At 68.7% G+C, this 25753-nt stretch carries 25 protein-coding genes and 2 tRNA genes; 9 read left to right on the top strand and 18 right to left on the bottom strand.

Features of this window, described 5'->3' with window-relative positions; translation table 11 throughout:
- The first annotated feature begins 137 nt into the window (after positions 1-137).
- On the top strand, positions 138-737 hold the full coding sequence (locus AB0F51_RS34455; RefSeq protein WP_360286877.1) for a TetR/AcrR family transcriptional regulator: 600 nt from the start codon (positions 138-140) through the stop codon (positions 735-737).
- A complete protein-coding gene (locus AB0F51_RS34450; protein ID WP_360286874.1) occupies positions 734-1840 on the top strand; it encodes a PLP-dependent transferase in 1107 nt (368 codons plus the stop codon). The genes AB0F51_RS34455 and AB0F51_RS34450 overlap by 4 nt, the downstream gene beginning before the upstream one ends.
- Here AB0F51_RS34450 and AB0F51_RS34445 read toward each other — a convergent pair.
- Together AB0F51_RS34445 and AB0F51_RS34440 are read right to left on the bottom strand one after the other, a co-directional pair.
- Complete coding sequence (locus AB0F51_RS34445; RefSeq protein ID WP_360286872.1) at positions 1837-2997, bottom strand: MFS transporter; 1161 nt, start codon at positions 2995-2997, stop codon at positions 1837-1839. The genes AB0F51_RS34450 and AB0F51_RS34445 overlap by 4 nt on opposite strands.
- Positions 2994-3776 carry a DeoR/GlpR family DNA-binding transcription regulator gene (locus tag AB0F51_RS34440; protein ID WP_360286869.1) on the bottom strand — a complete coding sequence of 261 codons (783 nt, stop codon included), beginning with the start codon at positions 3774-3776 and terminating at the stop codon, positions 2994-2996. The genes AB0F51_RS34445 and AB0F51_RS34440 overlap by 4 nt, the downstream gene beginning before the upstream one ends.
- 93 nt (positions 3777-3869) lie before the next feature.
- Between AB0F51_RS34440 and AB0F51_RS34435 the strand changes: the two genes are divergently transcribed.
- Entirely contained in the window at positions 3870-5030 is a 1161-nt protein-coding gene (locus AB0F51_RS34435; RefSeq protein ID WP_360286866.1) for an MFS transporter, read from the top strand.
- On the opposite strand, the gene AB0F51_RS34430 is transcribed toward AB0F51_RS34435, so the two are convergent.
- Positions 5027-5827 carry a class I SAM-dependent methyltransferase gene (locus AB0F51_RS34430; protein ID WP_360286863.1) on the bottom strand — a complete coding sequence of 267 codons (801 nt, stop codon included), beginning with the start codon at positions 5825-5827 and terminating at the stop codon, positions 5027-5029. The genes AB0F51_RS34435 and AB0F51_RS34430 overlap by 4 nt on opposite strands.
- 149 nt (positions 5828-5976) lie before the next feature.
- Between AB0F51_RS34430 and AB0F51_RS34425 the strand changes: the two genes are divergently transcribed.
- Positions 5977-6285: a MerR family transcriptional regulator gene (locus AB0F51_RS34425; RefSeq protein ID WP_360286860.1), complete on the top strand. Its 309-nt coding sequence runs from the start codon at positions 5977-5979 to the stop codon at positions 6283-6285.
- Here AB0F51_RS34425 and AB0F51_RS34420 read toward each other — a convergent pair.
- Positions 6272-9724, bottom strand: a complete 3453-nt coding sequence (locus tag AB0F51_RS34420) for a S8 family serine peptidase (RefSeq protein WP_360286858.1) — start codon at positions 9722-9724, stop codon at positions 6272-6274. The two genes, AB0F51_RS34425 and AB0F51_RS34420, sit on opposite strands and share 14 nt — an antisense overlap.
- Before the next feature lie 22 nt (positions 9725-9746).
- Here AB0F51_RS34420 and AB0F51_RS34415 point away from each other — a divergent pair, with 22 nt between their 5' ends.
- Complete coding sequence (locus AB0F51_RS34415; protein ID WP_360286856.1) at positions 9747-9977, top strand: hypothetical protein; 231 nt, start codon at positions 9747-9749, stop codon at positions 9975-9977.
- 195 nt (positions 9978-10172) lie between these two features.
- On the opposite strand, the gene AB0F51_RS34410 is transcribed toward AB0F51_RS34415, so the two are convergent.
- Entirely contained in the window at positions 10173-11180 is a 1008-nt protein-coding gene (locus AB0F51_RS34410; protein WP_360286853.1) for a sugar phosphate isomerase/epimerase family protein, read from the bottom strand.
- 11 nt (positions 11181-11191) lie between these two features.
- Positions 11192-12286, bottom strand: a complete 1095-nt coding sequence (locus tag AB0F51_RS34405) for a Gfo/Idh/MocA family oxidoreductase (RefSeq protein WP_360286851.1) — start codon at positions 12284-12286, stop codon at positions 11192-11194.
- A gap of 73 nt (positions 12287-12359) precedes the next feature.
- Here AB0F51_RS34405 and AB0F51_RS34400 point away from each other — a divergent pair, with 73 nt between their 5' ends.
- Complete coding sequence (locus AB0F51_RS34400) at positions 12360-13493, top strand: ROK family protein (protein ID WP_360286849.1); 1134 nt, start codon at positions 12360-12362, stop codon at positions 13491-13493.
- Positions 13494-13495: 2 nt separating this feature from the next.
- Here the strand turns inward: AB0F51_RS34400 and AB0F51_RS34395 are convergent, their stop codons facing one another.
- Together AB0F51_RS34395 and AB0F51_RS34390 are read right to left on the bottom strand one after the other, a co-directional pair.
- Positions 13496-14500 (bottom strand): NAD(P)H-dependent glycerol-3-phosphate dehydrogenase, encoded by a 1005-nt coding sequence (locus AB0F51_RS34395; RefSeq protein WP_360286846.1) that lies wholly within the window; start codon positions 14498-14500, stop codon positions 13496-13498.
- Positions 14497-15267, bottom strand: a complete 771-nt coding sequence (locus AB0F51_RS34390; protein ID WP_360286844.1) for a lysophospholipid acyltransferase family protein — start codon at positions 15265-15267, stop codon at positions 14497-14499. Before AB0F51_RS34390 ends, AB0F51_RS34395 begins: the two co-directional genes overlap by 4 nt.
- A 216-nt stretch (positions 15268-15483) precedes the next feature.
- On the opposite strand from AB0F51_RS34390, the gene cofC reads away from it, so the two are divergent.
- Together cofC and AB0F51_RS34380 are read left to right on the top strand one after the other, a co-directional pair.
- A complete protein-coding gene (gene cofC / locus AB0F51_RS34385) occupies positions 15484-16155 on the top strand; it encodes a 2-phospho-L-lactate guanylyltransferase (protein ID WP_360286842.1) in 672 nt (223 codons plus the stop codon).
- A gap of 20 nt (positions 16156-16175) precedes the next feature.
- Positions 16176-16382 carry a hypothetical protein gene (locus tag AB0F51_RS34380; protein WP_360286839.1) on the top strand — a complete coding sequence of 69 codons (207 nt, stop codon included), beginning with the start codon at positions 16176-16178 and terminating at the stop codon, positions 16380-16382.
- A gap of 117 nt (positions 16383-16499) precedes the next feature.
- Here AB0F51_RS34380 and AB0F51_RS34375 read toward each other — a convergent pair whose 3' ends face one another.
- The 5 genes from AB0F51_RS34375 to leuC form a co-directional block, all read right to left on the bottom strand.
- Positions 16500-17081, bottom strand: coding sequence for an HU family DNA-binding protein (locus tag AB0F51_RS34375; RefSeq protein ID WP_360286837.1), 582 nt, complete (start codon positions 17079-17081; stop codon positions 16500-16502).
- Between the two features lie 292 nt (positions 17082-17373).
- Entirely contained in the window at positions 17374-17559 is a 186-nt protein-coding gene (locus tag AB0F51_RS34370) for a hypothetical protein (protein WP_360286835.1), read from the bottom strand.
- Between the two features lie 80 nt (positions 17560-17639).
- Positions 17640-18803, bottom strand: coding sequence for a magnesium/cobalt transporter CorA (corA, locus tag AB0F51_RS34365; RefSeq protein WP_360286832.1), 1164 nt, complete (start codon positions 18801-18803; stop codon positions 17640-17642).
- A 269-nt stretch (positions 18804-19072) separates the two neighbouring features.
- A complete protein-coding gene (gene leuD / locus AB0F51_RS34360) occupies positions 19073-19672 on the bottom strand; it encodes a 3-isopropylmalate dehydratase small subunit (protein ID WP_360286830.1) in 600 nt (199 codons plus the stop codon).
- Between the two features lie 14 nt (positions 19673-19686).
- Positions 19687-21117, bottom strand: coding sequence for a 3-isopropylmalate dehydratase large subunit (gene leuC / locus AB0F51_RS34355; RefSeq protein WP_360286827.1), 1431 nt, complete (start codon positions 21115-21117; stop codon positions 19687-19689).
- A gap of 132 nt (positions 21118-21249) precedes the next feature.
- Between leuC and AB0F51_RS34350 the strand changes: the two genes are divergently transcribed.
- Complete coding sequence (locus AB0F51_RS34350; RefSeq protein WP_360286824.1) at positions 21250-21969, top strand: IclR family transcriptional regulator; 720 nt, start codon at positions 21250-21252, stop codon at positions 21967-21969.
- A 157-nt stretch (positions 21970-22126) separates the two neighbouring features.
- Here the strand turns inward: AB0F51_RS34350 and AB0F51_RS34345 are convergent.
- The 5 genes from AB0F51_RS34345 to AB0F51_RS34325 form a co-directional block, all read right to left on the bottom strand.
- Positions 22127-22202, bottom strand: a tRNA-Glu gene (locus tag AB0F51_RS34345).
- Between the two features lie 81 nt (positions 22203-22283).
- A tRNA-Gln gene (locus AB0F51_RS34340) sits at positions 22284-22355 on the bottom strand.
- A gap of 116 nt (positions 22356-22471) precedes the next feature.
- On the bottom strand, positions 22472-23434 hold the full coding sequence (locus AB0F51_RS34335) for a CPBP family intramembrane glutamic endopeptidase (RefSeq protein ID WP_360286821.1): 963 nt from the start codon (positions 23432-23434) through the stop codon (positions 22472-22474).
- Complete coding sequence (gltX, locus tag AB0F51_RS34330; RefSeq protein WP_360286818.1) at positions 23434-24972, bottom strand: glutamate--tRNA ligase; 1539 nt, start codon at positions 24970-24972, stop codon at positions 23434-23436. Before gltX ends, AB0F51_RS34335 begins: the two co-directional genes overlap by 1 nt.
- Positions 24965-25753 (bottom strand): fumarylacetoacetate hydrolase family protein, encoded by a 789-nt coding sequence (locus AB0F51_RS34325; protein ID WP_360286815.1) that lies wholly within the window; start codon positions 25751-25753, stop codon positions 24965-24967. The genes gltX and AB0F51_RS34325 overlap by 8 nt, the downstream gene beginning before the upstream one ends.

The following is a 25753-nucleotide window of genomic DNA, read 5'->3' as shown; positions in this document are numbered from 1 at the left end:
GGTTTGCAACTGAGGCAAGATTGGTAGTAACTACCATATGGCCGTGGGAACCAACTGAGATCAGCTCTCGGCGGGTCGCCCGCCGTGTACGCTGCCCGCACCTACCGGCGTACGGGCGCACGAGCAAGGGACACGGCATGGGGCTTCGCGAGCTGAAGCGGGAACGGACCCGCCGGCTGATCTCGGACAAGGCCTTCGAGCTGTTCAGCGACCACGGCTTCGGCCGGACCACGGTCGAGCAGATCGCCGCGGCCGCCGAGGTCGGGCCGAGCACGCTCTACCGGTACTTCCCGACCAAGGAGACGCTGGTCCTGGAGTTCGTCGAGGACTGCCTGTTCGACGCGCTCGGTTGGTTCCGCGAGCAGCCCGCGGACCTGGATCTCCCGGACGGCCTGCAGAGCGTCATCGAGCGGGTGCTCGGTCAGCTGGAGCGCAACCCCGACCGAGTGCGGATGGTCTACGAGCTGGCCGGTCAGACGCCGTCGGTGAGCGCCCACCTGGCCGAGCTGATCTGGCGGTGGCGCAACGAGCTGACCGTGGAGCTGGCCGGGCGGCTGGCGGGTGACTCGGTGGAGTTCACTGCCGCGCTGGCGGCCGGCACCACGATGAACATCATCGAGATCGTCGTCCAGACCTGGGTCGACAACCCGGACGGCACCGAGGTCAAGGACCTGGCGCTCGAAGCGATGGGCCTGCTCCGCGGCGGTGGCATCCCGCTGCCTACAGTGCAGGCATGACGCCTGATCTGGATCCCTCCACCGTTGTCGTGCACGCCGGCCGCCCCGCTCGGGTGGCAGATGCGCCGATGGGTGAGTCACCTGTCTTCAGTTCGACCTACGTCGCGGGTGGCGAGAGAGGCTACGGCCGCTACGGCAACGACGCCTGGACGGCGCTCGAGGAGACCCTCGGCGCCCTGGAAGGTGGGCGCTGTCTCAGCTTCGCCTCGGGCATGGGAGCCGCCGCTGCCATCTGTGACCTCGTACCGGTCGGTGGCCGCGTTGTAGCGCCGCAGCACGCCTACAGCGGAGTACTGGCACTGCTGGACCAGCAGGCAGCTACAGGTCGGCTGACTGTGGAGCGGGTGAGTATTACCGACACTGCGGCCGTGTCAGCCGCCGTCGTCGGTGCTGACATGCTGTGGATCGAGTCGCCGACCAACCCGGCCATGGAGGTCGCCGACCTACCAGCACTGGCAGCAGCGGGCCGTACTGCGGGCGCCACGGTTGTAGTCGACAACACGTTCGCCACGCCACTCCTGCAGCAGCCGCTCGCCATGGGCGCCCACATCGTGTTGCACTCGGCGACCAAGTTCATCGCGGGCCACTCGGACGTAGTACTCGGTGCTGTCATCACCAACTCGGATGACCTCTGGTCGGCGCTGGAACTGCGCCGGAGAAGCCTGGGCGCCATCCCTGGTCCCATGGAGGCCTGGCTGGCACTTAGAGGGCTCCGCACACTCGCCCTGCGGCTGGAGCGGGCGCAGTCCAACGCCGCCTTCCTGGCTGCGCGACTGCTGGAGCACCCGCGGGTCAGCCGGGTGCGCTACCCCGGGCTGGCCGAGGACCCCGGCCATGCCCTAGCCGCTGCCCAGATGTCCGGCTTCGGCGCGATCCTCGCCTTTGAGCTCGGTGGCGACGCCGCAGGCGCCCAGCGCGTCTGCGAAAGCACCGAGCTCTGGGTTCACGCCACCAGCCTCGGCGGCGTCGAGTCCATGCTCGAACGCCGCCGCCGCTGGGCCATCGAAGTACCGACGATCCCCGAAGACCTCATTCGCCTCTCGGTCGGCATCGAGCACCCGGATGACCTGTGGGTCGATCTGGCGCAGGCGCTGAAGGCCTAGCGCTTCATCACCGACGCCGAGGCGACGGTGATGGCGCAGAGGGCGACCGGGAGGATGAAGGCGATGTTGAGCGGCATCCAGTGGGCCAGGGCGCCGATCAACGCGGGACCCGCGAGCAGGCCGACGTAGCCAAGGCCCACGACCTTCGCCATCAGAGCGCCTGATGCTCGGGTGTCGAGATTGCCCGCGGCCGTGAAGAGTTGCGGCACTCCGCCGGAGAGCCCGAGACCGAACAGCGCCCAGCCGACGAGGGCCACCGGCACCCAGGGCACCACGATGACGGTGCTGAGTCCGATGGCGGCCAGCAGAGCGCCGTACCGGACGATGGCGGCCGGACCGACGATCGCGGCGACCCGGTCGGTCGCGAAGCGCCCGACGGTCATGGCGATCGCGAAGGCGCCGTACGCGTAGGCCGCAGTACTGGTCGAGGTGTCCAGGACGTCGCGGAACTGGAGTGCCGCCCAGTCGTTGGCGACGCCCTCGGCGAGCATGAGCGCGAAGGCGAGCCCGCCGAGCTGCCAGACCAGCTTGGCGGGCGGCGCGACTCGCGCCGGCTCGTCTTCCGCCGACTCCGGCTCCTTGGGTGCCTCGATCAGGAAGCGGCTCGCCACCAGCGAGATGACGATGCAGAGCACACCGGCTCCACTCAACGAGACCGCGGTCGGTACGTCGGCCTTCAGCGCCGCCGCGCCGATCAGGGCCGCGAACGCACCGCCGATCGACCACATGGCGTGGAACGCGGCCATGATCGGCCGGGGGTAAAGGCGTTCGACGACGACCGCCTGCGAGTTCATCGCGACGTCGATCGAGCCGTTGCCGAAGCCGAACGCGAGCAGGGCAAGGCCGAGCGTCCACCAGTTGTTCGCCAGTCCGGGCCCGAACAGGGAGAGGCCGAGCAGCACACCGGCCGCGGGCACCAGCCGGCGTTGACCGACCCGGTCGGCCAGCGGACCTGCGACCTGCATCCCGGTGAAGGCGGCACCGCCCAGGACGAGCAGGAGCAGGCCGAGCGTGCTGTGCGAGATGCCGGTCGCGCGCTCGATGTTCGGGATGTGCACGACCCACATGCCGACCCCGAAGCCGTTCAGGCCGAAGTAGGTCCAGGTAGCCACCCGGGCCGCGCGAGGTGGCGCGGCGGTGGCGAAGTCGATGCTCAAGAAAGCCCTTCCAGGGTGGAGTCCGCGACCTCGACCAGTACTCCGCGCTGCGCGAGCAGCGTGCGGGACTCTTCGGGCGCGGTGGAATCGGTGATGATCAGGTCGGGTCGCTCGGCCGGGCAGACGTACGCCAGCGCGGCGCGATCCCACTTGGCGCCGTCGGCCAGCACGACGGTTCGGGTCGCCACCGCCATCGCCTGCTGCTTCACCTCGGCGTCGCCCAAGTCGAACGCGGTCATCCCCGCGTCGAGGCTGAACGCGCACGGGCTCAGCACGGCCACGTCGAACCGCAGCGCCCTGAGCGAGGCCAGCGCGAGCGGGCCGACCATCGCCAGCTCCCCGGGCCTCGGCTCGCCGCCCGGCATCAGCAACCGGACTCGCGGCGCGTCGATGAGCTCCTGGGCGACATAAAGAGACAGCGGCATCACGGTGACCGCCCGGTCGCGGAGCAACCTGGCCACCTCGAGCGCCGTCGTACCGCTGTCGAGCACGATCGTCTCGCCGTCGCGCAGATGCTCGACCGCGGCTCGCGCGATCGCCTGTTTCGGCCCGAGGTCAGCCGTCACACGCGCCGCGAAGGGCGGCTCGACACCAGTTGGCATCGCCGCGATCGCACCGCCGTGGACGCGCTTGAGCACACCCTGCGCCGCCAGGTAGTCGAGGTCGCGCCGAACCGTCATGTCGGAGGCGCCGGTCGCGCTTACCAGCTCGGCCACCCCGACCCGCGGGGCCGCCTTGAGACGCTCGACGATGACGCGCTGCCGTTCCGTACTCTTCACTGGGGTAAAGCTACTTCCATTTGTTCGATCAAACAACTTGTTTGTTTGAATGGTGGAATCCGATGAGGGGTTGGGGTAGTGGGATTCGGATCGATGACCGAGATTCGCCGGGCCCGGTACGCCGTTGCCGCGGTCTTCTGCGTGCACGGCGCGGTGACCGGCTCGTTCGCGACGCGGGTGCCGTGGATCCAGGACCACGCCTCGGTCAGCGCCGGCCAGCTCGGGCTGGCGCTCGCGTTCCCGGCGATCGGCGCCTCGCTGACGATGCCGCTGGCCGCGCGGATCAGTCACCGCTTCGGCAGCAGGGCGGCCCTACGCGGGCTGATCGCGCTCTGGACCCTCTCCCTCGTCCTGCCCTCGCTCGCGCCCCACCTGGTCACCCTGTGCGCCGCCCTGTTCGTGTACGGCGCCTCGGCGGGGATGGCCGACGTCGTGATGAACGCGGTCGGCGTCGAGGTCGAGCAGCGGCTCGGCCGCTCGATCATGTCCGGGCTGCACGGGATGTGGAGCGTCGGAACGCTGATCGGCTCGGGGATCGGCACGGTCGCCGCCCACCTCGACGTGAGCGCCCAGCTGCACCACGCGGTAGCGGCCGTAGTACTGACTCTGGCCGGGATGTGGGTCTGCAACTGGGTGCTGAACCTGCATCCGGCCGAGGACGAGCTAGCGCCGCCGCGCTTCGCCCTGCCGCCCAAGTCGGCGTGGCTGATCGGCGCAGTCGGCTTCTGCGCGGTCTTCGCCGAGGGGGCGAGCCTGGACTGGTCCGCGGTGTACCTGCGCGACGTGCTGGACTCCTCGGCCGGTGTGGCCGCAGCAGCCACGACCGGCTTCGCACTGACGATGGCTGTGGCCAGGATCGCCGGCGACGCGGTGGTGGACCGCTGGGGCGCAGTACGGACCGTGCGGGTCAGTGGAGCCGTCGCCACGCTCGGCGGCGTACTGGTGGTACTGGCGAATCACCCAGTGATCGCCATGGCCGGCTTCGGCCTGCTGGGCCTGGGTATTGCGGTGGTCGTCCCGCTCGCCTTCGCCGCCGCCGGCCGCAGCGGCCCCAACCCGAGCCAGGCGATCGCCGGTGTAGCCACAGTCACCTACACCTCAGGCCTCATCGCCCCATCCATCATCGGCGGCATCGCCGAGGCCAGCAGCCTGACGATCTCGTTCATCCTGGTCACGCTGCTCGCCACCGGCATCGCCGCCTTCTCCGCGGTACTACGGCCTGCCGTCGTCCGCGAAGGCCACCTCGACAACTAACGGCGGGCGGTCACGACCGCGTAGTCGTTGGAGACCTTGAAGGCTGCCGGGTCCTCATTCAGCTCCCGTACTGCGACCAGCAGCCGTTGGGTGAGGTCGGCCTGCAACGCTTCACCGTCGGGTCGCGCAGCCAGCGCCTGGGCGGAGCTCACGGCCATCGGGTGCTGGGCCGACTTCTCGAGGTACTCCTCCGGGGAGGCGGCCGTGAGGCTGATCGAGTGTCGCTCCAGCTCGACCGAGAAACCGTGCGGGGCAAAGGCTTCTCGCAACGCTGCCTCGTCGTGCCAGGCAAGCGGTTTGGGGCTGGCCGGATCCGCCGGGCCGCCGCCGAAGACCTCGCCCATGAACTTCCCGGCGACCTGGTTGATCGCCATCATCGAGCCGCCGGGCACCCACGAGGTCAGCCGGATCACTCCATCGGGCGCCGTCACCCGCGTCATCTCGGCAATCGCCGCCCGGGCATCCGGCGCGAAAATCACCGCGAACACCGACAACAGCAGATCCGCAGCACCGTCCTCTACCGGAATAGATCCAGCATCACCGACGAGGAACTCAGCCTGCAACCCCCGCTCAGCCGCCCGCTTCCGAGCCACCTCCACGAGCCGCTTGGCCGGATCGACACCCGTCACCACCGCGCCGCGCTCGGCAGCCAGCAGCGCGGCGTTCCCGGTCCCAGACCCGAGGTCGACGACGCGCTTGCCCGCCAACGGCTCGCACATCCCCACCACAACCTCGGAAACCGGCAGGAGCACCTCACCGGTCCCCTCGTACTCCCCCAAACCCCAATCCAACTCCACAACCCACTCCCCTCGCGCCGCCACCACCACCTGACCGAGCCCAGTGAACCACTAGGCCAGGTTGCAGTTGACACCATGTGAAGTCGGACAGTGGAAGGGCCATGATGAATATCGGAGAATTTGCCCGGCTCGGCGGGATTTCAACGCGCATGCTGCGTCACTACGACGCTCTCGGCCTGCTCGTCCCGGCTCACGTCGACCCCTTCACCGCCCGCCGCTCGTACGACGCTGCCCAGTTGCCGGTGCTCAACCAGTTGCTCGCCCTCAAGGGTCTCGGCTTCAGCCTGGACGAAGTCGGCACTCACCTGACCCGAGAGCAGCGGTGCTGCGATTCTCCCGGAGCTGTGCCCGGCCCAGGCGCGCGGTGCGGGCCCGGCCGCCAGCGCCCGTCGCGGGAAGTACGGCCGCCACTGGTCCCCCCGTGTGGAACCAGTGGCGGCGAGGTTAGTCGGCTGTGAGTTCGTAGGCGCGCAGGATGGTCTGGTCGACGGTATTGCCGCTCAGATCACGCGCCTTCGCTCGTAGCGAGACGAACCCGGCGCTCGGCTGGTTGAGCGTGGCGGTCCACCCGGTACGCGTCTTCCGGACCGGCACGCTCACCCAGGTCTTGCCGTCGTACGACGCCTCGACCGCGAGGCTGACCACCCGAGCCCGGGTGGAGCCGTGCTGGTGCTCCACCCGGACGGGGATGTCGAACCGCCCTCCCAGGGCCTGGTTCCGCTCGTTCACGTCAGGCGCGAACCGGACGGACATCAGCGGTAAACGGGTGTCCTCGCCATCCGGCGTACGAGCCGACTGGAAGGTCCAGGACGAGGTGATGTCGGTCGACCAGCGGAAGAACTCCTCAGACCGCTGGACGTGCTTGGTCAGCCGGTAAGTCCCGGCCTCGGCGGGTAGCGCGAAGGTCTGCTGCACGGGCGTCTCCGAAGTCCGCAGCAACGAGCCGTCGCGATAGAGGCTGGTGGTCTCCTTCTCGACCTCCGACGCGCCGAACCGGCCCGGACCGGGATCGGCGAACATCGGCGCCACCACCGTCAGGCTGTCGCCGTCTCGCGAGACCCAGGCCTGGTCCTCACGCCCGGGCATACCCGCCTGCGAGCTCGGGAGATTCGGTCCGACCACGGCGTGGTTCCAGGTCAGCTTGGTGGTCTTGCCGGCCGGGTAGGACCGGGCCGGCGCGTCGATCAGCGCGATGTACCTGACTTCCCCGTCCGGCAGGATCCGGAACGTGTCCGCCGCGAAGGCCCAGCGGATTCCGCCGGTGACCGAGTAGTACTCCTCACGCTGGAACGGCATCGTCATCTCGACCGCCGGGGTGAAAACGTACCCGGGCACGGTACGGCCGGCGCCGTCATCGGCCGGCAGCACCGGATAGCCCCAGTTGTTCAACCTGTTGCCCGGGGCACCGAGATATGTCCCGTCAATCCGGGCGTAGTCCTTCGCCGCGGTGACAAGCGACGGGTTGTCCGGGAAGCGCGCCGGCCAGCTGATCACGTCGTGGTAGAGGTACGGGCTGTTCAGATAGAAGTCCCGTTCGGGATCCTGGCCGTCCGGCATTTCCGCCCAGGCGAGGTGCGCGAAACCGGTGAAGGTCTTGGCCGAGCCGGTCAGGTTGGGCGCGACGAACAAGGCGGGCGCGTAGTCCGGCCGGAACGAGTTGGAGATCGCGAGACCGGCGATCAAGGTGAAATCGCGGAGCGGCCGGGCGAAACCGACACCACCCGCGGCCGCGGCGGCTCCCGCGACCGGCGCCCTGAGCTTGATCGGCTTGGCGCGGCGCGCGTCCAGTACCAGCGTCCCGGGCTTGTCGACCACCACATCGGGCTCACCGAGATAGATGGCCTGGCTCACGCCCACGTCGCCGGGGTTGAACATCGCGATACCGCCGTCGACCACGTACCGGCCCTTCGGCAGCGTCAAGGTGTCACCGGACAAGGCGAAGTAGCCCAGCAAGGTGTCGACGTTGAGCACGAACAGCCCGGCCGACAGGTCGTCACCCGGGACCACCGGCTTGCCGTCGGTCCCCAGAATCGTGAGCTTCTGCTCGTACGTCGGCAGCGCCTTGCCGACACCGACAGCCGTCCGGACGACCTGGCCATTGCCGGTGGCAACGATCCAGCCGGCGTACGCGCCGTCAGGGCCCGGCAGGGAGGTGTCCGCGGTGATGTCCAGGGTCACCGTGCCGTGGGCCGGGATTCGTACGACGGACCGGCTCAGCTTGAACATCCCTGCGGGAGCCGTACGGCCCTTCGGCCCCTTGGCGCTCAGCTTGAGCGTCAGCGTGACCGCCTGGTCGCCGTCGTTGCGATAGGTCAGCGCCTTGGTGACGGGCTTGTCGTCGTCGTGCGGCGCCTCGACCGGTCCGAGGTCGACCTTGCTCGGTGAGGTGGTGACCGCTTGCTTCAGCGCTCGGGCGAGATCGACCCGGCCGGCGCCCTGGCCGAGAACACCGATGCCGGGCAGGCCGAGAGACGACCCGGTCAGGGCGGAACGCAGCTCCTCTGCCTTCCAGTCCGGGTGCAGCTGGGCCAGAATCGCGGCGGCGCCCGTCACGTGCGGAGCCGCCATCGAGGTACCGGACAAGTCGGCGTACGACTCGTTGACCGCCATCGGGTCCAGCGGTGCACCGACGGCCCGGGCCGCGATGATGTGGCTGCCGGGGGCCGCGATGTCCGGCTTGAGGCCGAAGTCGTCGGCCCGCGGGCCACGGCTGGAGAAGGCGCTCAGGCCATCCGATTTGGTGACCGAAGCAACCGTCAGGGCCGCGTCGGCCTCAGCGGGACTCCCGATGCTGAAGTCCGCGCCGAAGTTCCCGGCGGAGATGACGAACAGCGCGCCGGTACTGGCGGTGAGGTCGTTGACCGCCTGCTCCAGCGGGTCGACCCCGTCCGTGGGACCGCCGCCGAGGCTTAGGTTGATCACCCGGGCGCCCGAGGTGGCTGCCCACTCCATGCCGGCGATGATCGCCGAGAACTCGCAGTCGTACAGGCCGCAGACCTTGCCGACCATGAGGTCCGCGTCCGGCGCTACGCCGCGGTACTTGCCGTCGGAAGCCGCGCCCGAGCCGGCCACGGTCGACGCCACGTGCGTGCCGTGACCGCCTTGGTCGACTGCATCCTCCCCGTCGCTGGTGAAGCCCTTGGCAACGGATACACGGCCCTTGAGGTCCGGGTGCGTCTCGTCGATGCCACTGTCCAGTACGGCGACCTTCACCCCCTTGCCGGTGGCTCCAGCCTTCCAGGCCTCCGGAGCGCCGATCTGCTGGGTACTACGGTCCAGCAGTGGTTTGACCCCGCCATCGAGCCAGACCTTGCGTACGTCGCCCGCGAGCGCCGTACGACGCTTGGGCCCCTTGTTGTCGGTCCAGCTGTCCCAAAGGAGGTTGGCCGACCCACGCTGCTGGCTGATCGCCAAGGCGTCCACGATCGGCAACTCCCGGCGGACCGTCGTACCGGCCGTGAGTGCGGAACGGGCCGTGCGGGCGGCTCCGTTGTACTGGACCAGCAGGGGCAACGTCGGCGAACTGGCGTCGTCCAGGCGCAGCTCGGCCAGCAGGGAGACGTCGAACAGCCGCTGGTCGAGTACGCCGGAGGCCAGCAGCGGTACGGCGTCCAGCGGCACAATGGTCTGTTTGTTGCCGAGGGCATGCTTTTGGAAGACCATACCGTCTCGGCCCGGTCCGGGCTGGACGTGCACGGCTTGGCCGGCTCCGCCGCGACGACCTGGGCGATACGTCACCTTGTCGCCGGTGATCAGGGTGATGGTCACGCTCTTGCCCAACAAACCGGCGGAGGTAGTGGTCGGCTCGGCGGCCGATGGGCGGAACGGGATCGCCGTGGCGGCCAGCGCGGCGGCCATGGCAGCGGCAAGCCAGCGCTTGCTGCGTGGTCTCGTCAAAACACACCTCTTCGTATAGGCGGTGATAGAGGACTTCACGCAGGGTAAAGCGGGCGAAGGCCAGGAGTGGCCGTCGCCGAGGGCGTGGGATCAGGGCAGCTCGGCGACCGGAGGCTTCGGGGTGTCGTTCGTCCAGCCCGAGGCGAGTACGACGGAATTGCTGCGTTTCCGCGGTGAATGGTCCTTCGCGCTCAGCAGGCGTCCGGTCTTCCCGTCGATGATCAACTGGCTGGTGCAGATGTGGCGGCCGTAGCTTGCTGAGGCGCTGCCGCTACTGCACGCAGCCGCCGGAGGGCGACGTCGACGACGTCGCCGCCCGGCTGCGCGCCTTGTGGACTGTCCTGACCCCTAGCTGCACCCCAGCATCACCGGACCCACCGCGGGACGACCACGCCAGCGCAGCCCACGCCCAGAGGTTCGGGTGGGCGCAACTCCCTGATAGCTCCCGCTACTTGTCTGTGGCGAAGGCTGCGTCGAAGGCGGCTTCTGGTTTGTCGAAGGCTAGTTTGCGGATGACGTCGACGGCCTCGGCGGCGCCGACCTTGCGTTCCATGCCGGCGTCTTCCCACTCGACCGAGATCGGGCCGTCGTAGCCGATCGAGTTGAGGACGCGGAAGCAGTCTTCCCAGTTCACGTCGCCGTGGCCGGTCGAGTAGAAGTCCCAGCCGCGGCGCGGGTCGCCCCACGGCAGGTGTGAGCCGAGCCGGCCGTTGCGGCCGCCGCCGACGCGCATCCGGGTGTCCTTGCAGTCGACGTGGTAGATCCGGTCCTTGAAGTCCCACAGGAACGCGGCCGGGTCGATGTCCTGCCAGACCATGTGGCTCGGGTCCCAGTTCAGCCCGAACGCCTCGCGGTGCCCGATCGCCTCCAGCGTCAGCACGGTGGTCCAGTAGTCGTACGCGATCTCCGACGGGTGCACCTCGTGCGCGAACCGCACCCCGACCTCGTCGAACACGTCCAGGATCGGGTTCCACCGATCCGCGAAGTCCTTGTACCCCGCTTCGATCCGCTCGGCCGGCACTGGCGGGAACATCGCGACGTACTGCCAGATCGACGACCCGGTGAACCCGATCACCGTCTTCACGCCGAGCTTGGCCGCGGCCCGGGCGGTGTTCTTCATGTCCTCGGCCGCCCGTTGCCGGACACCTTCGGGATCACCGTCGCCCCACACCCGCGACGGCAGGATCGCCTCGTGCCGGAAGTCGATCGGGTCGTCGCAGATCGCCTGGCCGACCAGGTGGTTGGAGATCGCGTACACCTCCAGCCCGTGCCGCTTGAGGATCTCCTTGCGGCCGGCGACGTAGTTCTCGTCGTCGATCGCCTGCTGGACGTCGAAGTGGTCCCCGGAGCAGGCGATCTCGACGCCGTCGTACCCCCAGGACGCGGCAAGACCGCAGACCTCCTCGAAGAGCAGGTCGGCCCACTGACCGGTGAACAGGGTGATCGGGCGTGGCATGTGCAGGCTCCTCAGTTTTCGACAGTGGTCCAGGCGCCGTCGGCCGCGGCAGAGCGCAGTACGGCGTCAACGAGATGGGCAGAGCGAACGCCGGCGGCGAAGTCCGGCAGGCCGTCGGGCTGGTCGCCGTCGAGCGCGGCCGCGTAGGTGTCGGCAACGAAGGAGTCGAACGCGTCCTGGTAGCCCTGCGCGTGCCCGGCAGGCAGCCGGTTGACCCGCGCCGCGGGCGGGCTGAGCGTCTCGGGGTCGCGAGTCAGCAGCTGGCTGGCAGCGCGCCGCCCGACCCACAGCCGATCCGGGTCCTCCTGGTCGAAGCCGAAGCTCGACTCAGTGCCCGAGACCTCCAGGTACAAGCGGTTCTTCCGACCGGCCGCGACCTGACTGACCACGACGGTCCCGACCACGCCGGCCGCAGTACGGAACTGTGCGGTCGCCAGATCTTCGGTCCGTACTGCGGCCCCGCCGCGCGTCGCGCGAATCGTGCGGGTCTGCGCGCTGACATCGGCGATCCGGTCGCCGGTCACGAACTCGGTCAGATCGCACCAGTGCGATCCGATGTCGGCGAAGGCCCGGGACGGTCCGCCCGCCGCGTCGTCCACGCGCCAGTTCTGGTCGTTCTCGCCGGCCAGCCAGTCCTGCAGGTAGCTCCCGTGCAGGCTGGTGACCTGACCGGCCTCGCCCTCGGCGATCCTCGTTCGCAGCTCGCGCACCATCGGGTGGTAGCGGTAGACGAACGGCACGGTCGCAACGCGGCCGGCCTCCTGCGCCGCCGCGAGCAACCCGGTCGCGTCCTTGGCCGAGGTGGCCAGCGGCTTCTCGCAGATGACGTGCTTGCCCGCCTCGAGCGCTTGCAAGGTGACCGGCAGGTGCGTGCTGTTCGGCGTACAGACGTGGACGAGATCGATGTCGGCGGCAAGCAGTTCGTCCAGGGTGGCGAAGCCTCGCTCGGCTCCGGTTGCCTCGGCCGCGGCTTCGGCGCGCTCCGGACTGGATCCGACCGCGCCGACGAGCTGTGCGCCGGCGACGATCGCGGACCGGCCGTGCACCCGTCCCATGAAGCCGCCACCGACGATCCCGACCCTGAGCTTTCGCGCTGTGGTGGACATGACGGCGACGCTATGTTGAACTTTTGTTCCCCGTCAAGCAAAAGCCTGACGACCCGCGACGAAAGTGCAGCCGATGAGCGAGCTCGGTCCCGCCCACGGGGTACTGCGGCTGCTGCTCGACGGCCGGCCGCGAACCCGTGCCGAGCTGATCGACCTGAGCGGCCTCGCCCGGTCGACCGTCACCGGGCGGCTCGAGGAGCTGCTCACCGCAGGCTTTGTCGTACCGTCCGGCGAGGCCGCGTCGAGTGGCGGGCGGCCGCCGGCGCGGTTCCGGTTCAACCCCTCGGCGCGGCTGATCCTCGCGGCCGACGTCGGCGCGACCCACCTCTCGGTGGCGCTGACCGATCTCAGCGGGACGATCCTCGACAGCACCACCTCGGCCCTCAACATCGCCGAGGGCCCCGAGACCGTCCTCGCCGCCTTGGCCTCCGCTGGTCGCGACTTGCTCGCCGCCGCGGACCGCTCGGTCGACGACCTTGCCGGTACCGGCGTCGGCCTCCCCGGCCCGGTCGAGCACAGCACCGGCCGGCCGAACCACCCACCGATCATGCCCGGCTGGGACTCGTACGACGTGGTCGCGCGACTGTCCCGCGAACTGCCCGGCCCGGTGCTGGTCGACAACGACGTGAACATCATGGCGCTCGGCGAACACACCACGCAGTACGCCGACGTCGAGCACCTGCTCTACGTGAAGATCGCCACCGGCATCGGCGCCGGCGTCATCAGCGGCGGCCGCCTTCACCGTGGGGCGCAAGGCGCGGCCGGCGACATCGGCCACATCCGCGCGGAAGGCCACACAGAACTCTGCCGCTGTGGCAACACCGGCTGCCTGGAAGCCATCGCCTCAGCCGCCGCCATCGCCGCCCACCTACGCACCACCGGTCTACACGCCGAGACCAGCCGCCACGTGGTCGACCTCGTGCGTTGTGGCAACCCGGTCGCCACCCAAGCGGTCCGCCAGGCCGGCCGCGAGATCGGCACCGTGCTGGCGGCGTGTGTCAGCCTGCTCAACCCGTCGGTCGTGGTCATCGGCGGATCGCTCTCCCAAGCCGGTGACAGCTTGCTGGCCGGCATCCGGGAAGCGATCTATGCCAGATCCTTGCCCTTGGCCACCACCGAGCTCCAGGTCGTCACCTCCCGAGCCGGCCACCAAGCCGCAGTCCAAGGCGCGGCGGCACTAGTCCTGCAACACGCCTTGGGCTTGTAGCCTCAGCCCCAGCGTTCGGACTTGGCCGAGCGGGAGACCAAGCTGAACAGCATGTCCTTCGGCGTCATCTCGCCTGAGACCACCTTCGTCACGTGCTCGACGATGGGCATCTCCACATCGTGGTGGTGGGCCAGTTCGGTGATCGACTCGCAGGACTTCACCCCCTCGGCCACCTGACGAGTCGCCCCAGCGATCTCCGCGACCGTCATCCCCTGCCCGAGCTTCTCGCCGAAGGTCCGGTTCCGCGACAACGGCGAAGAACAAGTAGCCACCAGATCGCCCAACCCCGCCAACCCCGAGAACGTGTGCTCATCCGCCCCCAGTGCAGTACCAAGCCTCGCGGTCTCCACCAACCCGCGAGTGATCACCGACGCCCGCGCGTTGTCCCCGAAACCCAACCCGACCGCCATCCCCACGGCCAGCGCGATCACGTTCTTGGTCGCGCCACCGAGTTCGCACCCGATCACGTCGTTGTTCGTGTACGGCCGGAAGGTCGGCGAGTGGCAAAGCTTCTGCAGCCGAGCCGCGGTCCCCTCATCAGCACAAGCAACAACCGCAGCAGCCGGCTGCCCCTCAGCGATCTCCCGCGCCAAGTTCGGCCCGGACACCACCGCGATCCGCTCCGGCCCGGCACCAGTGAGCTCGGCGATCACCTCGCTCATCCGCTTGGTGGTGCCGACCTCAACGCCCTTCATCAACGAGACCAGCGGTACTGCGGCCGGCAGCACGTCGGCCCAGTCGCGCAGGTTGTCCCGCAGCGACTGGGACGGGACAGCGAGCACGATCGCCTCGGCTCCGTCGGCGGCCGCGGCAGGGTCGTGGGTTGCGGTGATGGCGTCCGGGAGTTGCAGGCCGGGCAGGTAGTCGGGGTTCTCGTGCCGCGTGTTGATCGCCTCGCACAGCGATTCGCGGCGGCCCCAGACGGAGACCTGATTACCGGCCTGGGCCAGGACAATGGCGAACGCGGTCCCCCAGGACCCCGCACCGAACACCGCAACCTTGGTCATCGAGTCTCCCCATCCTCACGGTCGTCTTCCACAGCCTTGTGCCGGCGTGGATCGTAGAGCTCCGGCGGCGGAGTCTCGCCCCGCAGTACGCCGAGCTCCGCGGCCACCCGCCGCATGATCACCTCGGTTGCCTCGTGCAACAGCTCGTTCGTGATCGGCTTGCCCTCGAAAGCGCTCAGGTCGACCGGCGCACCGGCGGTCACCCGCATCGTCTTGCGCGGCAGCAGCCGGACCCGCAGGCTGCCGTACGACGCGAACACCTCCTGCGCGCCCCAGTTCGCGATCGGGATCACCGGGCAGCCCGTCATCAGCGCGATCCGCGCGGCGCCGGTCTTGCCGGTCATCGGCCACAGTTCCGGATCGCGGGTGATCGTGCCCTCGGGGTAGACGCCGACGCACTCGCCCTTCTCGACGGCGGCGACCGCGGCCCGGAACGCGTCGGCGGCCTCGGCCGAGTCGCGGAACACCGGGATCTGCCCCGCGCTGCTGAGGATCCGGCCCGCGATCGGCAGTTTGAACAGCGACGCCTTGCCGAGCAGCCGCGGGATCCGCCGGCACTCCCAGAGGAAGAAGCCGATCACGAACGGGTCGAAATGCGAGATGTGGTTCGTCACGAACACCATGCCACCGGTCCGCGGAACATTTTCCCGGCCACGGAAATCCTGTTTGGTCCAGATCAGCAGGAACGGTTTGACGATGGCGACCACCAGGCCGAACCAGAACCCGCGGCGTGGCCGAGGCCCCTCGGCGGTGTGCTGGCCGTTCACTGCTGCCTCCTAGTGTGCCGTGAGTCGCGTAGCTTGAGTGATGATGGCGCCCAGGTGCGTGCCTCGCAAGGCGGAGAAGCGTCCTCGATGCGGAGCATCGTGGACGTTTCTCCAACGCCGCGAGGTGCGTGCCTGGGCGCCATCAGCGCCAAGCTACGCGGCTCACGGCACACTCTGTGGCTGTCGTTGCCCTCGGTCATGGGAGAATCCTGCCTGATGGCAGACCTACAGGTCGCTCCCTGGACCCTGGTGATCCCGGTGAAGCGTACGGCGATCGCAAAGAGCCGGCTCGCTTCCGCATACCCACAGCACCGTCCGGAGCTTGCCCGTGCCTTCGCAGTCGACACTACTGCCGCAGCACTCGAGTCCCGGCTGGTCCTGGCAGTGCTGGTCGTGACCGATGACCCAGTGGTCGCAGCTGACGTCACAGCGATCGGGGCGCACGTAGTACCGGACCTGCCTGATGTGGGGCTCAACGGGGCTCTGGAGCACGGTGCAGCGGTTGCGGCGGCCCAGTACCCAGAGGCGGGAGTAGCAGCGCTCTCTGCCGACCTACCGGCTCTACGGCCGACCGAACTGACCGCAGCCCTTGCAGCCTGCACAGCAGCCCGCAGCTTCGTCATCGACGAGCCAGGGACCGGTACGACGATGCTGGCGGCTGCCCCGGGCGTTCCCCTGGATCCCCGCTTTGGTGTGGGTTCCGCGCAAGCTCACCAGGCATCCGGTGCGGTACCGATCGAGCTGGCAGTCCTGGAGTCGCTGCGGCGCGACGTGGACACTGCCGCCGACCTGGCGCACGCAGTACAGCTTGGCGTCGGTCCACGGACGGCTGACGTGATGTCGCTGGTGATGGGAGCCGCGACCGGCACCGAGGGCCTGGCCTGCTGAGAGGCCGCTACCGTTAGGGCATGCAAGCAACTGTCAGCCGCTACGACCCAGAGACGGCCTCCGGCGCGGTACTGACCGACACGGGCATCGAACTCCCCTTCGACGTCGAAGCCCTGGCCGGTACTCCGGTGCGCCTGCTCCGCCCCGGCCAACGAGTCCGCCTGACCACCACCGGCTCCGGCGCCGGCCTGGCGATCTCCGAGGTCCACTTCATCACTTTGCCCTGAGCAACCCCGCCGCCACCAAGAAAACACTGCAGACAACGGCGAAGGCCGGTCGCCCCTGGTGTGGGGTGACCGGCCTTCGCTGGTGCTGCGAGGACTGCCTACTGCGATGCTGACAGGTCAGCGGGCGGCAGCGCGCTTCGCCGGTGCCTTCTTGGCGGGAGCCTTCTTGGCAACCGTCTTCTTGGCAACGGCCTTGGCCGGAGCGGCCTTCTTGGCGGTGGTCTTCTTGGCCACCGTCTTGGCCGGAGCCTTCTTGGCGGGAGCCTTCTTGGCAACCGTCTTGGTGGCTGCGGCCTTGGCCGGCGCCTTCTTGGCGGCGGTCTTGGTCGCGGCGGTCTTGGTCGCCGCGGCCTTCTTGGCCGGAGCGGCTGCCTTGGTGGCGGTCGCCGGCTTCGGCGTCGTCAGCTTCGGCAGCTTCTTGGCACCGGAGACAACGGCCTTCAGCTCCGCACCCGCGCGGAACTTCGGAACCACGGTCTTCTTGGCGCGCTTGGTCTCACCGGTCCGCGGGTTGCGGACCATGCGAGCGCCGCGCTCGATGGCCTCGAAGGCACCGAACCCGGTGATGGCAACCTTGCCGCCCTTCTTGGTCAGCTCGCGCTGGACGGTGTCGATCACCGACTCCAGGGCGTGCTGGGCCGAACGGCGATTTCCGTCGAAGTGCACTGCGAGCGCTTCGACCAACTGGCTCTTGTTCACTGTCTTCCCTCCGTGAACGATGGCGTCGAGCACAGCGCTCGATCTTCCGTGAACGTTATGGACTCTTCGGCGTGTTCACAAACACCAACGCGGCAATTCGCCCTTGTTTCAGGCGATTCGGGCCAAATTTGTCCCGGATTCGCCGTCCAGGCCTCTCCTGATTCCCTTCAGCGCAACGAACCGGCGACCAACGGTGACCTCGGCCACACCCCGGATCGCGCCGCCGGCCGGGGTTTCAGCGCCCCTTTCGGCCCCTTTCAGCGGCCCTTTCAGCGGCCTTTGAGTGGCGCCGTCAGCGGCGCCTTCCGCGCAGGGTCCGGACGCCGGACCGGGCCGTGTCGAGCCCTCTGGACACCGCGTTCTCGCCCTTGCGTGCCTTGAGTTGCTCACTGACCTTGCCCAGCAACCAGTCCAGCAACGGCACCGCGATCGCCAGCACCACCCACATGATGAGTCTTCGCCGCAGGAACAGCCACATAGCCCACTACCTCCTCGAGACATCCGGAGTCGCAGCGTAAACCGTTGCGACAGCCCCGATCCGGTACCCCGCGCCGGGTACTACAACCAGCCGCGCCGCTTGAAGATCAGGTGCAGACCGCCGCAGACCATCGCCATCAGCCCGACCGCGAACGGATAGCCGAACTCCCAGTGCAGCTCGGGCATGTAGTCGAAGTTCATCCCGTACACGGTGCCGATCAGTGTTGGCGCGAACAGGATCGCCGCCCAGGCAGAGATCCGCTTCACCTCTTCGTTCTGGTCGTTGCTGGCGACGGTGAGGCTCTTCATCTCCTCGTTCTGCTGCTGGGCCACCAAGGTGGCGTTCACCGTCAGGATGTCGCGCAGCAGTTCGCGGAAAGCGTCCACCCGCTCGACCACCTGGGTGACGTGGTCGGCCACGTCGCGCAGCGATCGCTGCAGTTCCTCGTCGACGCCGTACTTGTCGAAACCCGCCCGCAACGAGTCGAGCATGCCGACCAGCGGCCGGGTCGCGCGCTGGAACTCGATCACCTCACGGGACAACTCGTAGATGCGCCGAGACACCTTCGGGTCACCGCGGAACACCTCGGTCTCGATCTCGTCGATGTCGTTCTCGAGACCCGCGACAACGGGTGCGTACCCGTCGACGACCTTGTCCATGATCGCGTAGAGAACCGCCTCGGTCCCGCGCCGCAGCAACTCGGGATCGCGTTCCACCCGGCGCCGGACCGCGGCCAGGTTGGGCGCCTCGGCATGCCGGACCGTCACCACGAAGTCCGGGCCGACGAACAGGTGCACCTCGCCGAACTCGACCTCCTCGGTCGCGTCCCGGTAACGAGCAGCCTTGAGTACGACGAACAACGTGTCGCCGTAGCGCTCGAGCTTCGGCCGCTGATGGGCCTGGATGGCGTCCTCGATCGCCAGCTCGTGCAGGTCGAACTCCTGCGCCAGCGAGGTCAGTTCGCGCCGGTCAGGCCGGTACAGGCCGATCCAGGCAAGGCTTTCCGGCGACTCGTGCAGCACCTGGTAGGTCTCGGCCAGCGATTGCGGCGAGGCCACTCGTGCGCCGTCGCAGTAGATGGCGCTGTCGACCACGCTGTGGCCTTGGGGCTTGCCGGCCGTCAGAGCGGGCTTCTGCTCGACGGGGCTGGGCTCGGCGACAGTACCGGCGTACCGGCGGGCGGCGGCGCGGAGGGAGGGGGTGCGGCTGAACGCACGCAGGGTGCGCAGGCGAAGGTCGGACATGGCGGGTCCTCCAGGTACGAGGTGTGGGATCAACGGGCGACAAATCGCCCGGCCCCGCGCCGCAGGTCACCCCCGCGCGGCGAACGCGCAGGGGTGACCTGACCTAGCTCTGTCTATTTACAGAGGGAGTTCAGCGCCTCAAGGCCGAGCGAGATCCGTATGTCTGGAGGGTTCGCTGCTCATGGCGCCCCACCTCCAGGATCTCGTGACCTTGTGCTGACAACTGCGCCAGGATAACACCGCAGTTATCGGGACAACGCCTTGGTGCGTTACGCCTTGGCCGGGAGGGTGGCCGGCTTGAAGGCCGGCCGGGTGGCCTCGTACGCCGTGATGTCGGCCTCGTGGGACAAGGTGATGCCGACGTCGTCGAGCCCGTTCAGCAGCCGGTAGCGGGTGTAGTCGTCGATCTCGAACGGCGCCGAGATGTCGCCGGCCGAGAGCGTCTTGTGCTCCAGGTCGACGGTGACCTTGGTCCCGGGGTCGGTCTCGATCGCGGTCCACAACTTCTCGACCACATCCTGCTCGACGAGCGCCGCGAGCAGACCGGCCTTGCCGGAGTTGCCGCGGAAGATGTCGCCGAACCGCGACGACACGACCACCCGGAACCCGTAGTCCAGCAGGGCCCAGACGGCGTGCTCACGCGACGAGCCGGTGCCGAAGTCCGGGCCGGCCACGAGGACCGAGACACCTTCGTACTCCGGCTGGTTCAGGACGAAGGTGGGATCGTTGCGCCAGGCAGCGAACAGCCCGTCCTCGAACCCGGTCCGGGTGACCCGCTTCAGGTAGACGGCGGGGATGATCTGGTCGGTGTCGACGTTGCTGCGCCGCAGCGGGGCCGCGGTGCCGATGTGCTGGGTGAAGGCTTCCATGATTCCTTTTGTCCTCAGACGTTCTCGGGTACGACGACATCGAGCGGCTGCAGATCGGCAGGCGCCGCGAGCGTTCCGGTGACGGCCGTGGCCGCGGCGACGAGCGGCGAGACCAGGTGGGTGCGGCCACCCTTGCCCTGCCGGCCTTCGAAGTTGCGGTTCGACGTCGAGGCGCTGCGCTCACCCGGAGCCAGCTGGTCCGGGTTCATGCCCAGGCACATCGAGCAGCCGGCGCCGCGCCACTCGGCCCCGGCGTCCTTGAAGATCTTGTCGAGCCCCTCGGCCTCGGCCTGCAGCCGGACCCGGCCCGACCCCGGGACGACGAGCATCCGGGTGCCGTCGGCAACCTTCCGCCCGGCCAGGACGCCGGCCGCGGCCCGCAGGTCCTCGATCCGGCCGTTGGTGCAGGACCCCAGGAAGACGGTGTCCACCTTGACCTCGCGCAACGGCGTACCGGCGGTGAGGCCCATGTACTCCAGCGCGCGCTCGGCGGCGATCTTGTCGTTCGGGTTGTCGAAGTCGTCCGGCGACGGCACGTTGGCCGACAGCGGGACGCCCTGGCCCGGGTTCGTTCCCCAGGTGACGAACGGGGCGATGTCCTCGGCCCGCAGTACGACCTCGCGGTCGAACGTCGCGTCCTCGTCGGTGGCCAGGCTCTTCCAGTACTCGACCGCGGCTTCCCAGTCGACGCCCTGCGGTGCGTGCGGCTTGTCCTTCAGGTACGCGAAGGTGGTCTCGTCCGGCGCGATCATGCCGGCCTTGGCGCCCCACTCGATCGACATGTTGCAGATCGTCATCCGGGCTTCCATCGTCAGCGCGCGGATCGCCTCACCGCGGTACTCGACGATGTAGCCCTGGCCACCACCAGTACCGACCTGGGCGATCAGCGCGAGCACCAGGTCCTTGGCCGAGACGCCGTCGGGCAGGACGCCGTCGACGGTGACTGCCATCGTCTTGGGCCGGGCCTGCATCAGCGTCTGGGTGGCGAGCACGTGCTCGACCTCACTGGTCCCGATGCCGAACGCGATCGCACCGAAAGCGCCGTGCGTCGAGGTGTGGCTGTCACCACAGACCACGGTCATCCCGGGCTGGGTCAGGCCCAACTGCGGGCCGATCACGTGCACGACGCCCTGGTCGGGGTCGCCGAGGGTGTGGATCCGGATGCCGAACTCGGCCGCGTTCCGCCGCAGGGTGTCGACCTGGGTGCGCGACACCAGGTCGGCGATCGGCTTGTCGACGTCGAGGGTCGGGACGTTGTGGTCCTCGGTGGCGATCGTCAGGTCCGGGCGGCGCACCTGCCGGCCGGCCAGCCGGAGGCCGTCGAAGGCCTGCGGGCTGGTCACCTCGTGGACGAGATGGAGATCGATGTAGAGGAGGTCGGGCTCTCCGTCGGCATGGCGCACGACGTGCGCATCCCAGACCTTTTCCGACAACGTCCTACCCATCAGACAAACTCCTTCAAGAAGTGTGGTGAAGCCCGTATCGCTCACCGTGCTCCGGCTGCTTCACTTACAGTGCTCCGCACGGAGCCGGAGAAGCGACTTGCGTTCCACGATTCGAGACGGCAATATCGTCCCATGGACAACTCTAGCGGAGTCGGCGTTCTCGACAAAGCAGCTCTCGTTCTGTCCGCGCTCGAGTCCGGACCGGCAACCCTGGCCGGACTCGTGGCAGCGACGGGACTGGCCCGGCCGACGGCGCACCGGCTCGCCGTGGCCCTCGAGCACCACCGGCTGGTGGGGCGCGACATGCAGGGACGCTTCGTGCTGGGCCCGCGACTGAGCGAGTTGGCCTCCGCGGCCGGTGAGGATCGCCTGCTCGCGACGGCCGGTCCGGTACTGGCCCGGCTGCGCGACATCACGGGTGAGTCCGCCCAACTGTTCCGGCGCCAAGGCGAGTACCGAGTCTGTGTCGCGGCCGCCGAGCGTCCGTCGGGTCTGCGCGACACCGTCCCGGTGGGCAGCCAGCTGACCATGTCCGCCGGGTCGGCCGCGCAAATACTGCTTGCCTGGGAGGACCCGGAGCGGATGCACCGCGGTCTCCACAACGCCACCTTCAACGCAGCCGCGCTGGCCGGCGTACGCCGCCGCGGCTGGGCGCACTCGGTCGGCGAACGCGAGCAGGGCGTCGCCTCGGTCTCGGCCCCCGTCCGCTCCCCCTCCGGCAAGGTCATCGCCGCGGTCTCGGTCTCCGGCCCGATCGAACGCCTCTCCCGCCAGCCCGGCCGGATGCACGCCCCCGCCGTGATGGCCGCCGCCGAACGCCTCTCCGAAGCCCTCCGCCGCGCCTCGGAGTAACAGCCCCGAACAGCCGCCCCGCCTCGCAGTAACAGCGCCCCGTACTACGAACAGCCCGCCGCGCCCGTCGCGGCGGGCTGTTCCAGTTGCTCAGGACAAGGGAAGTGTGGGGTAAACAACAAGCGCCTCTCACTCGGTGAGTGAGAGGCGCTTTCTCTGGTAGCCCCGACGGGATTCGAACCCGCGCTACCGCCTTGAGAGGGCGGCGTGCTAGGCCGCTACACAACGGGGCCAGAGGGTTGTTACTCGCTCCTTGCGGACCGGGCAACGAGGATGAACTGTACCGACTTTCGTCGGCGCGGTCCAATCGCTCGCTGGGGTACTAGGACTCGAACCTAGACTAACTGAACCAGAATCAGACGGGCTGCCAATTACCCCATACCCCAAGGCATTTCTCTGCGGTTGTGAGCTTGTTTCCGCCCTCACAACCTGGCCCGCTGAGCCTATCTCAGCAAAGCGCCAGACACCAAAACGAGTCGGCCGCCGGGCGTTGTCACTCCCGTCACACCAGCCTCTTGCCGCGGCCGGGGTCGATGATCGGCAGCGGTGCCAGGGGCAACTCGCACCGCGTCGCCAGGCCCTGCCGACGGGTCAGCAGCAGCGCGATCACGCCGAAGGCAGCGAACTTCACCACATCGACCGCGACGAGCGACCAGGGCGCGTCAGCGGCTCCCAGGCTGTCCCCCACTGTGTCGGTCAGAGCCGCGTAGATGAAGGTGATCACGTTGTTCGCAGCGTGCGCCGCGATCGGCGCCTCCAGCCCACCCGTGCGGACAGCCAGCCACCCGGCGACCAGGCCGAACGCGAACCGGTCCAGGAACAACGCCGGGCTCTCCCAAGGCCAGATCCCGTGCGCCATCGTGAACAGCACCGTCGTCACCAGTACTGCGATCAGCGCGCTGCGGACGAGCGCACCGACAGCCTGCAACAGATAGCCGCGGAAGAAGTACTCCTCCCCCGCCGCCTGGAACGTCGAGGTCAGCAACGTCACCGCGATCACCAGGGCAGCATCCGACGCCACCCCATCCGCCCCGTCGCCCAGGACTTCGACCCCGCCCAGCTGGATGATCCCCAGCATCACGAGCTCGAGTGCGACGGCAGCCGCCAGGAACACCGCCAGCGGACGCCAGCGCAGCTTGCCGATCACCGACGACAACAGCCCCGGCGTCTGCTTGTTCAGCTTCGTCGCGACGATCATCGTCAGCGGGATCAGCACGATCAGCGAGAGGTTCGTCGCCAGCAGTGTGAACCAGGAGACCGTGCCTTTCGGGTCTGTCCGGATCGCCTGCTGCGTCCCCAGGATCAGCACGCTGGCGAGCATCCAGCCGACCAGCACCGCCAGCGCTCCGAGGAGCACGTAGCCGGTCGGCGTCACGTCGTTGCGGAGCAGCCGGTGGTACGGCTGCGGGCCGGCGTCCCGGGGGTCGACCACCACCCCGGGACGCGGCGTACCGGCGGAGGGCATCAGTCTGCCGGGAGGCTCGCGCGGGCCTGCTCGATGCGGTGCAGCGAGCGCTCCCGTCCGAGCAGTTCCAGCGACTCGAACAACGGCGGCGAGATCCGGCGGCCGGAGATCGCCACCCGGACCGGGCCGAACGCGTTCTTCGGCTTCAGCCCGAGACCTTCGATCAGCGAAGCGCGCAGCGCCTGCTCGATCGCCTCGGTCTTCCACTCGCCGACCCCGGCCAGCGCCTGGATCGTCGCCTCCAGTACTGCGCCGGCGTCACCGGTCAGCACCTTGGCCGCGGAGTCCGGGTCGATCGAGAACGCCTCGTCCGGGACGAACAGGAAGGCCAGCATCTCGACCGACTCCGACAGCGTGTTCATCCGCTCCTGGACCAGCGGTACGGCGGCGCCGAGCAACTCCAGCTGCTCCGCCGACGGCTCGGCCGGCAACACCCCGGCCTTGGCCAGGAACGGCACCACGCGACGGGTGTACTCCGCCGGGTCAAGCATCCGCATGTGGGAGGCGTTGATCGCCTCGCACTTCTTCGGGTCGAACCGGGCCGCGTTCGCGTTCACCTTGCGGATGTCGAACGCCTTGATCATCTCGTCCATGGTGAACACGTCGCGGTCGTCGGCGATCGACCAGCCGAGCAGCGCGAGGTAGTTCAGCAGGCCCTCGGGCAGGAAGCCGCGCTCCATGTACTCACCGAGGCCGGCCCCCGGATCGCGCTTGGACAGCTTCTTGTTGCCCTCACCCATCACGAACGGCAGGTGCCCGAACCGCGGCGTCCGGCCGGCGCCGATCCCGATCTCGGCCAGCGCCTCGTAGAGCGCGATCTGCCGGGGCGTCGAGGACAGCAGGTCCTCGCCGCGCAGTACGTGGGTGATCTCCATCAGCGCGTCGTCCACCGGGTTCACCAGCGGGTAGAGCGGGTAGCCGTTCGCCCGGACCAGGACGTAGTCGCCCAGGTTCTCCGGCAGGAAGGTGATCTCGCCGCGGACCAGGTCGTCGAAGGTGATCGGCCGGTCCGGCATCCGCAGCCGGACGACGGGGCGACGGCCCTCGTCGAGATAGGCCTGCACCTGGTCGGCCGTCAACGTGCGGCAGTGGCCGTCGTACCCGCTGTGCTGGCCGGCGGAGCGAGCGGCCTCGCGGCGCTGGTCGAGCTCCTCCTGCGAGCAGTAGCAGTGGTACGCCCGGCCGGCGGCCAGCAGCTTCGCCACGACGTCGGAGTAGGTCTCCATCCGCTCCGACTGCAGGTACGGCCCGTACTCGCCGCCGACCTCGGGGCCCTCGTCCCAGTTCAGGCCGAGCCAGCGCAGCGAGTCCAGCGTGTACTGCAACGCCTCCGGGGTGTTGCGGGCGGCGTCGGTGTCCTCGATCCGCAGCACCAGCTTGCCGCCGTAGTGCCGGGCGAAGGCCCAGTTGAACAGCGCGCTGCGGATGTTGCCGACCGTCAGCAACCCGGTCGGCGACGGTGGGAACCGCACCCTTACCTGGCTGGGCTCCAAGCCGCCGAGGACGTCGTCGTCAGTCGGGGCAGGCTTGTCAGTCACGCACGATCACCTTGTTCGTCAGAGTTCCGAGTCCTTCGATGCTGATCGCGACCTCGTCGCCGGGCAGCATCGGGCCGACACCCGCGGGGGTGCCGGTGAGCACCACGTCGCCGGGCAGCAACGTGGTGAACGAGGTGATGTAGGCCAGCACCTCGGGAATGTCGAAGATGAACTGCGAGGTCCGGCCGTCCTGCTTCGGCTCGCCGTTCAGCGTGGTGGTCACCCGCACGTCGGACACGTCCAGCTCGGTGCTGATCCACGGGCCGAGCGGGCAGAACGTGTCGTACCCCTTCGCCCGGGCCCACTGGCCGTCGGTCTTCTGCAGGTCCCGCGCGGTCACGTCGTTGGCGATCGTGTAACCGAAGATCACCTCGTTGACGCGTTCCTTGGGCAGGTCCCGGCAGATCCGGCCGATCACGATCGCCAGCTCGCCCTCGAAGTGCAGGTTGTTGGTCTGCTCGGGGTAGACGATGCCGTCCCGCGGGCCGATCACCGAGGTGTTCGGCTTGAGGAAGATCATCGGCTCGGCCGGTACCTCGTTGCCCAGCTCCTCGGCGTGCGCGCGGTAGTTGCGCCCGACGCAGACCACCTTGCTGCGCGGGATCACCGGGGCCAGCAACCGGACGTCAGCCAGTTGCAGCTGCTCGCCGGTGAACTGGACCGGCCGGTAGAGCGGGTCCGAGTCGAGCACGGCGACGGTGCCGACGAGCCCCTCGGGGTCGTCGGTCTCGACGATCCCGTACTTCGGTTCGTCGTCGACGGAGAATCTGGCGATGCGCAC

The sequence above is a fragment of the Kribbella sp. NPDC023855 genome (genome assembly GCF_040639475.1).
Lineage (GTDB): Bacteria > Actinomycetota > Actinomycetes > Propionibacteriales > Kribbellaceae > Kribbella.
Note: the sequence above shows the minus strand (reverse complement) of the source record. Positions and strands in the feature narration are given on the sequence as shown.

Excerpts from the sequence above, each read along its gene's own strand:
- AB0F51_RS34455 (WP_360286877.1), top strand. The coding sequence starts at position 138 with ATGGGGCTTCGCGAGCTGAAGCGGGAACGGACCCGCCGGCTGATCTCG.
- AB0F51_RS34450 (WP_360286874.1), top strand. The coding sequence starts at position 734 with ATGACGCCTGATCTGGATCCCTCCACCGTTGTCGTGCACGCCGGCCGC.
- AB0F51_RS34435 (WP_360286866.1), top strand. The coding sequence starts at position 3,870 with ATGACCGAGATTCGCCGGGCCCGGTACGCCGTTGCCGCGGTCTTCTGC.
- AB0F51_RS34425 (WP_360286860.1), top strand. The coding sequence starts at position 5,977 with ATGCTGCGTCACTACGACGCTCTCGGCCTGCTCGTCCCGGCTCACGTC.
- AB0F51_RS34410 (WP_360286853.1), bottom strand. The coding sequence starts at position 11,180 with ATGCCACGCCCGATCACCCTGTTCACCGGTCAGTGGGCCGACCTGCTC.
- AB0F51_RS34405 (WP_360286851.1), bottom strand. The coding sequence starts at position 12,286 with ATGTCCACCACAGCGCGAAAGCTCAGGGTCGGGATCGTCGGTGGCGGC.
- AB0F51_RS34400 (WP_360286849.1), top strand. The coding sequence starts at position 12,360 with ATGAGCGAGCTCGGTCCCGCCCACGGGGTACTGCGGCTGCTGCTCGAC.
- AB0F51_RS34395 (WP_360286846.1), bottom strand. The coding sequence starts at position 14,500 with ATGACCAAGGTTGCGGTGTTCGGTGCGGGGTCCTGGGGGACCGCGTTC.
- cofC (WP_360286842.1), top strand. The coding sequence starts at position 15,484 with ATGGCAGACCTACAGGTCGCTCCCTGGACCCTGGTGATCCCGGTGAAG.
- AB0F51_RS34380 (WP_360286839.1), top strand. The coding sequence starts at position 16,176 with ATGCAAGCAACTGTCAGCCGCTACGACCCAGAGACGGCCTCCGGCGCG.
- AB0F51_RS34370 (WP_360286835.1), bottom strand. The coding sequence starts at position 17,559 with ATGTGGCTGTTCCTGCGGCGAAGACTCATCATGTGGGTGGTGCTGGCG.
- corA (WP_360286832.1), bottom strand. The coding sequence starts at position 18,803 with ATGTCCGACCTTCGCCTGCGCACCCTGCGTGCGTTCAGCCGCACCCCC.
- leuD (WP_360286830.1), bottom strand. The coding sequence starts at position 19,672 with ATGGAAGCCTTCACCCAGCACATCGGCACCGCGGCCCCGCTGCGGCGC.
- leuC (WP_360286827.1), bottom strand. The coding sequence starts at position 21,117 with ATGGGTAGGACGTTGTCGGAAAAGGTCTGGGATGCGCACGTCGTGCGC.
- AB0F51_RS34350 (WP_360286824.1), top strand. The coding sequence starts at position 21,250 with ATGGACAACTCTAGCGGAGTCGGCGTTCTCGACAAAGCAGCTCTCGTT.
- AB0F51_RS34335 (WP_360286821.1), bottom strand. The coding sequence starts at position 23,434 with ATGCCCTCCGCCGGTACGCCGCGTCCCGGGGTGGTGGTCGACCCCCGG.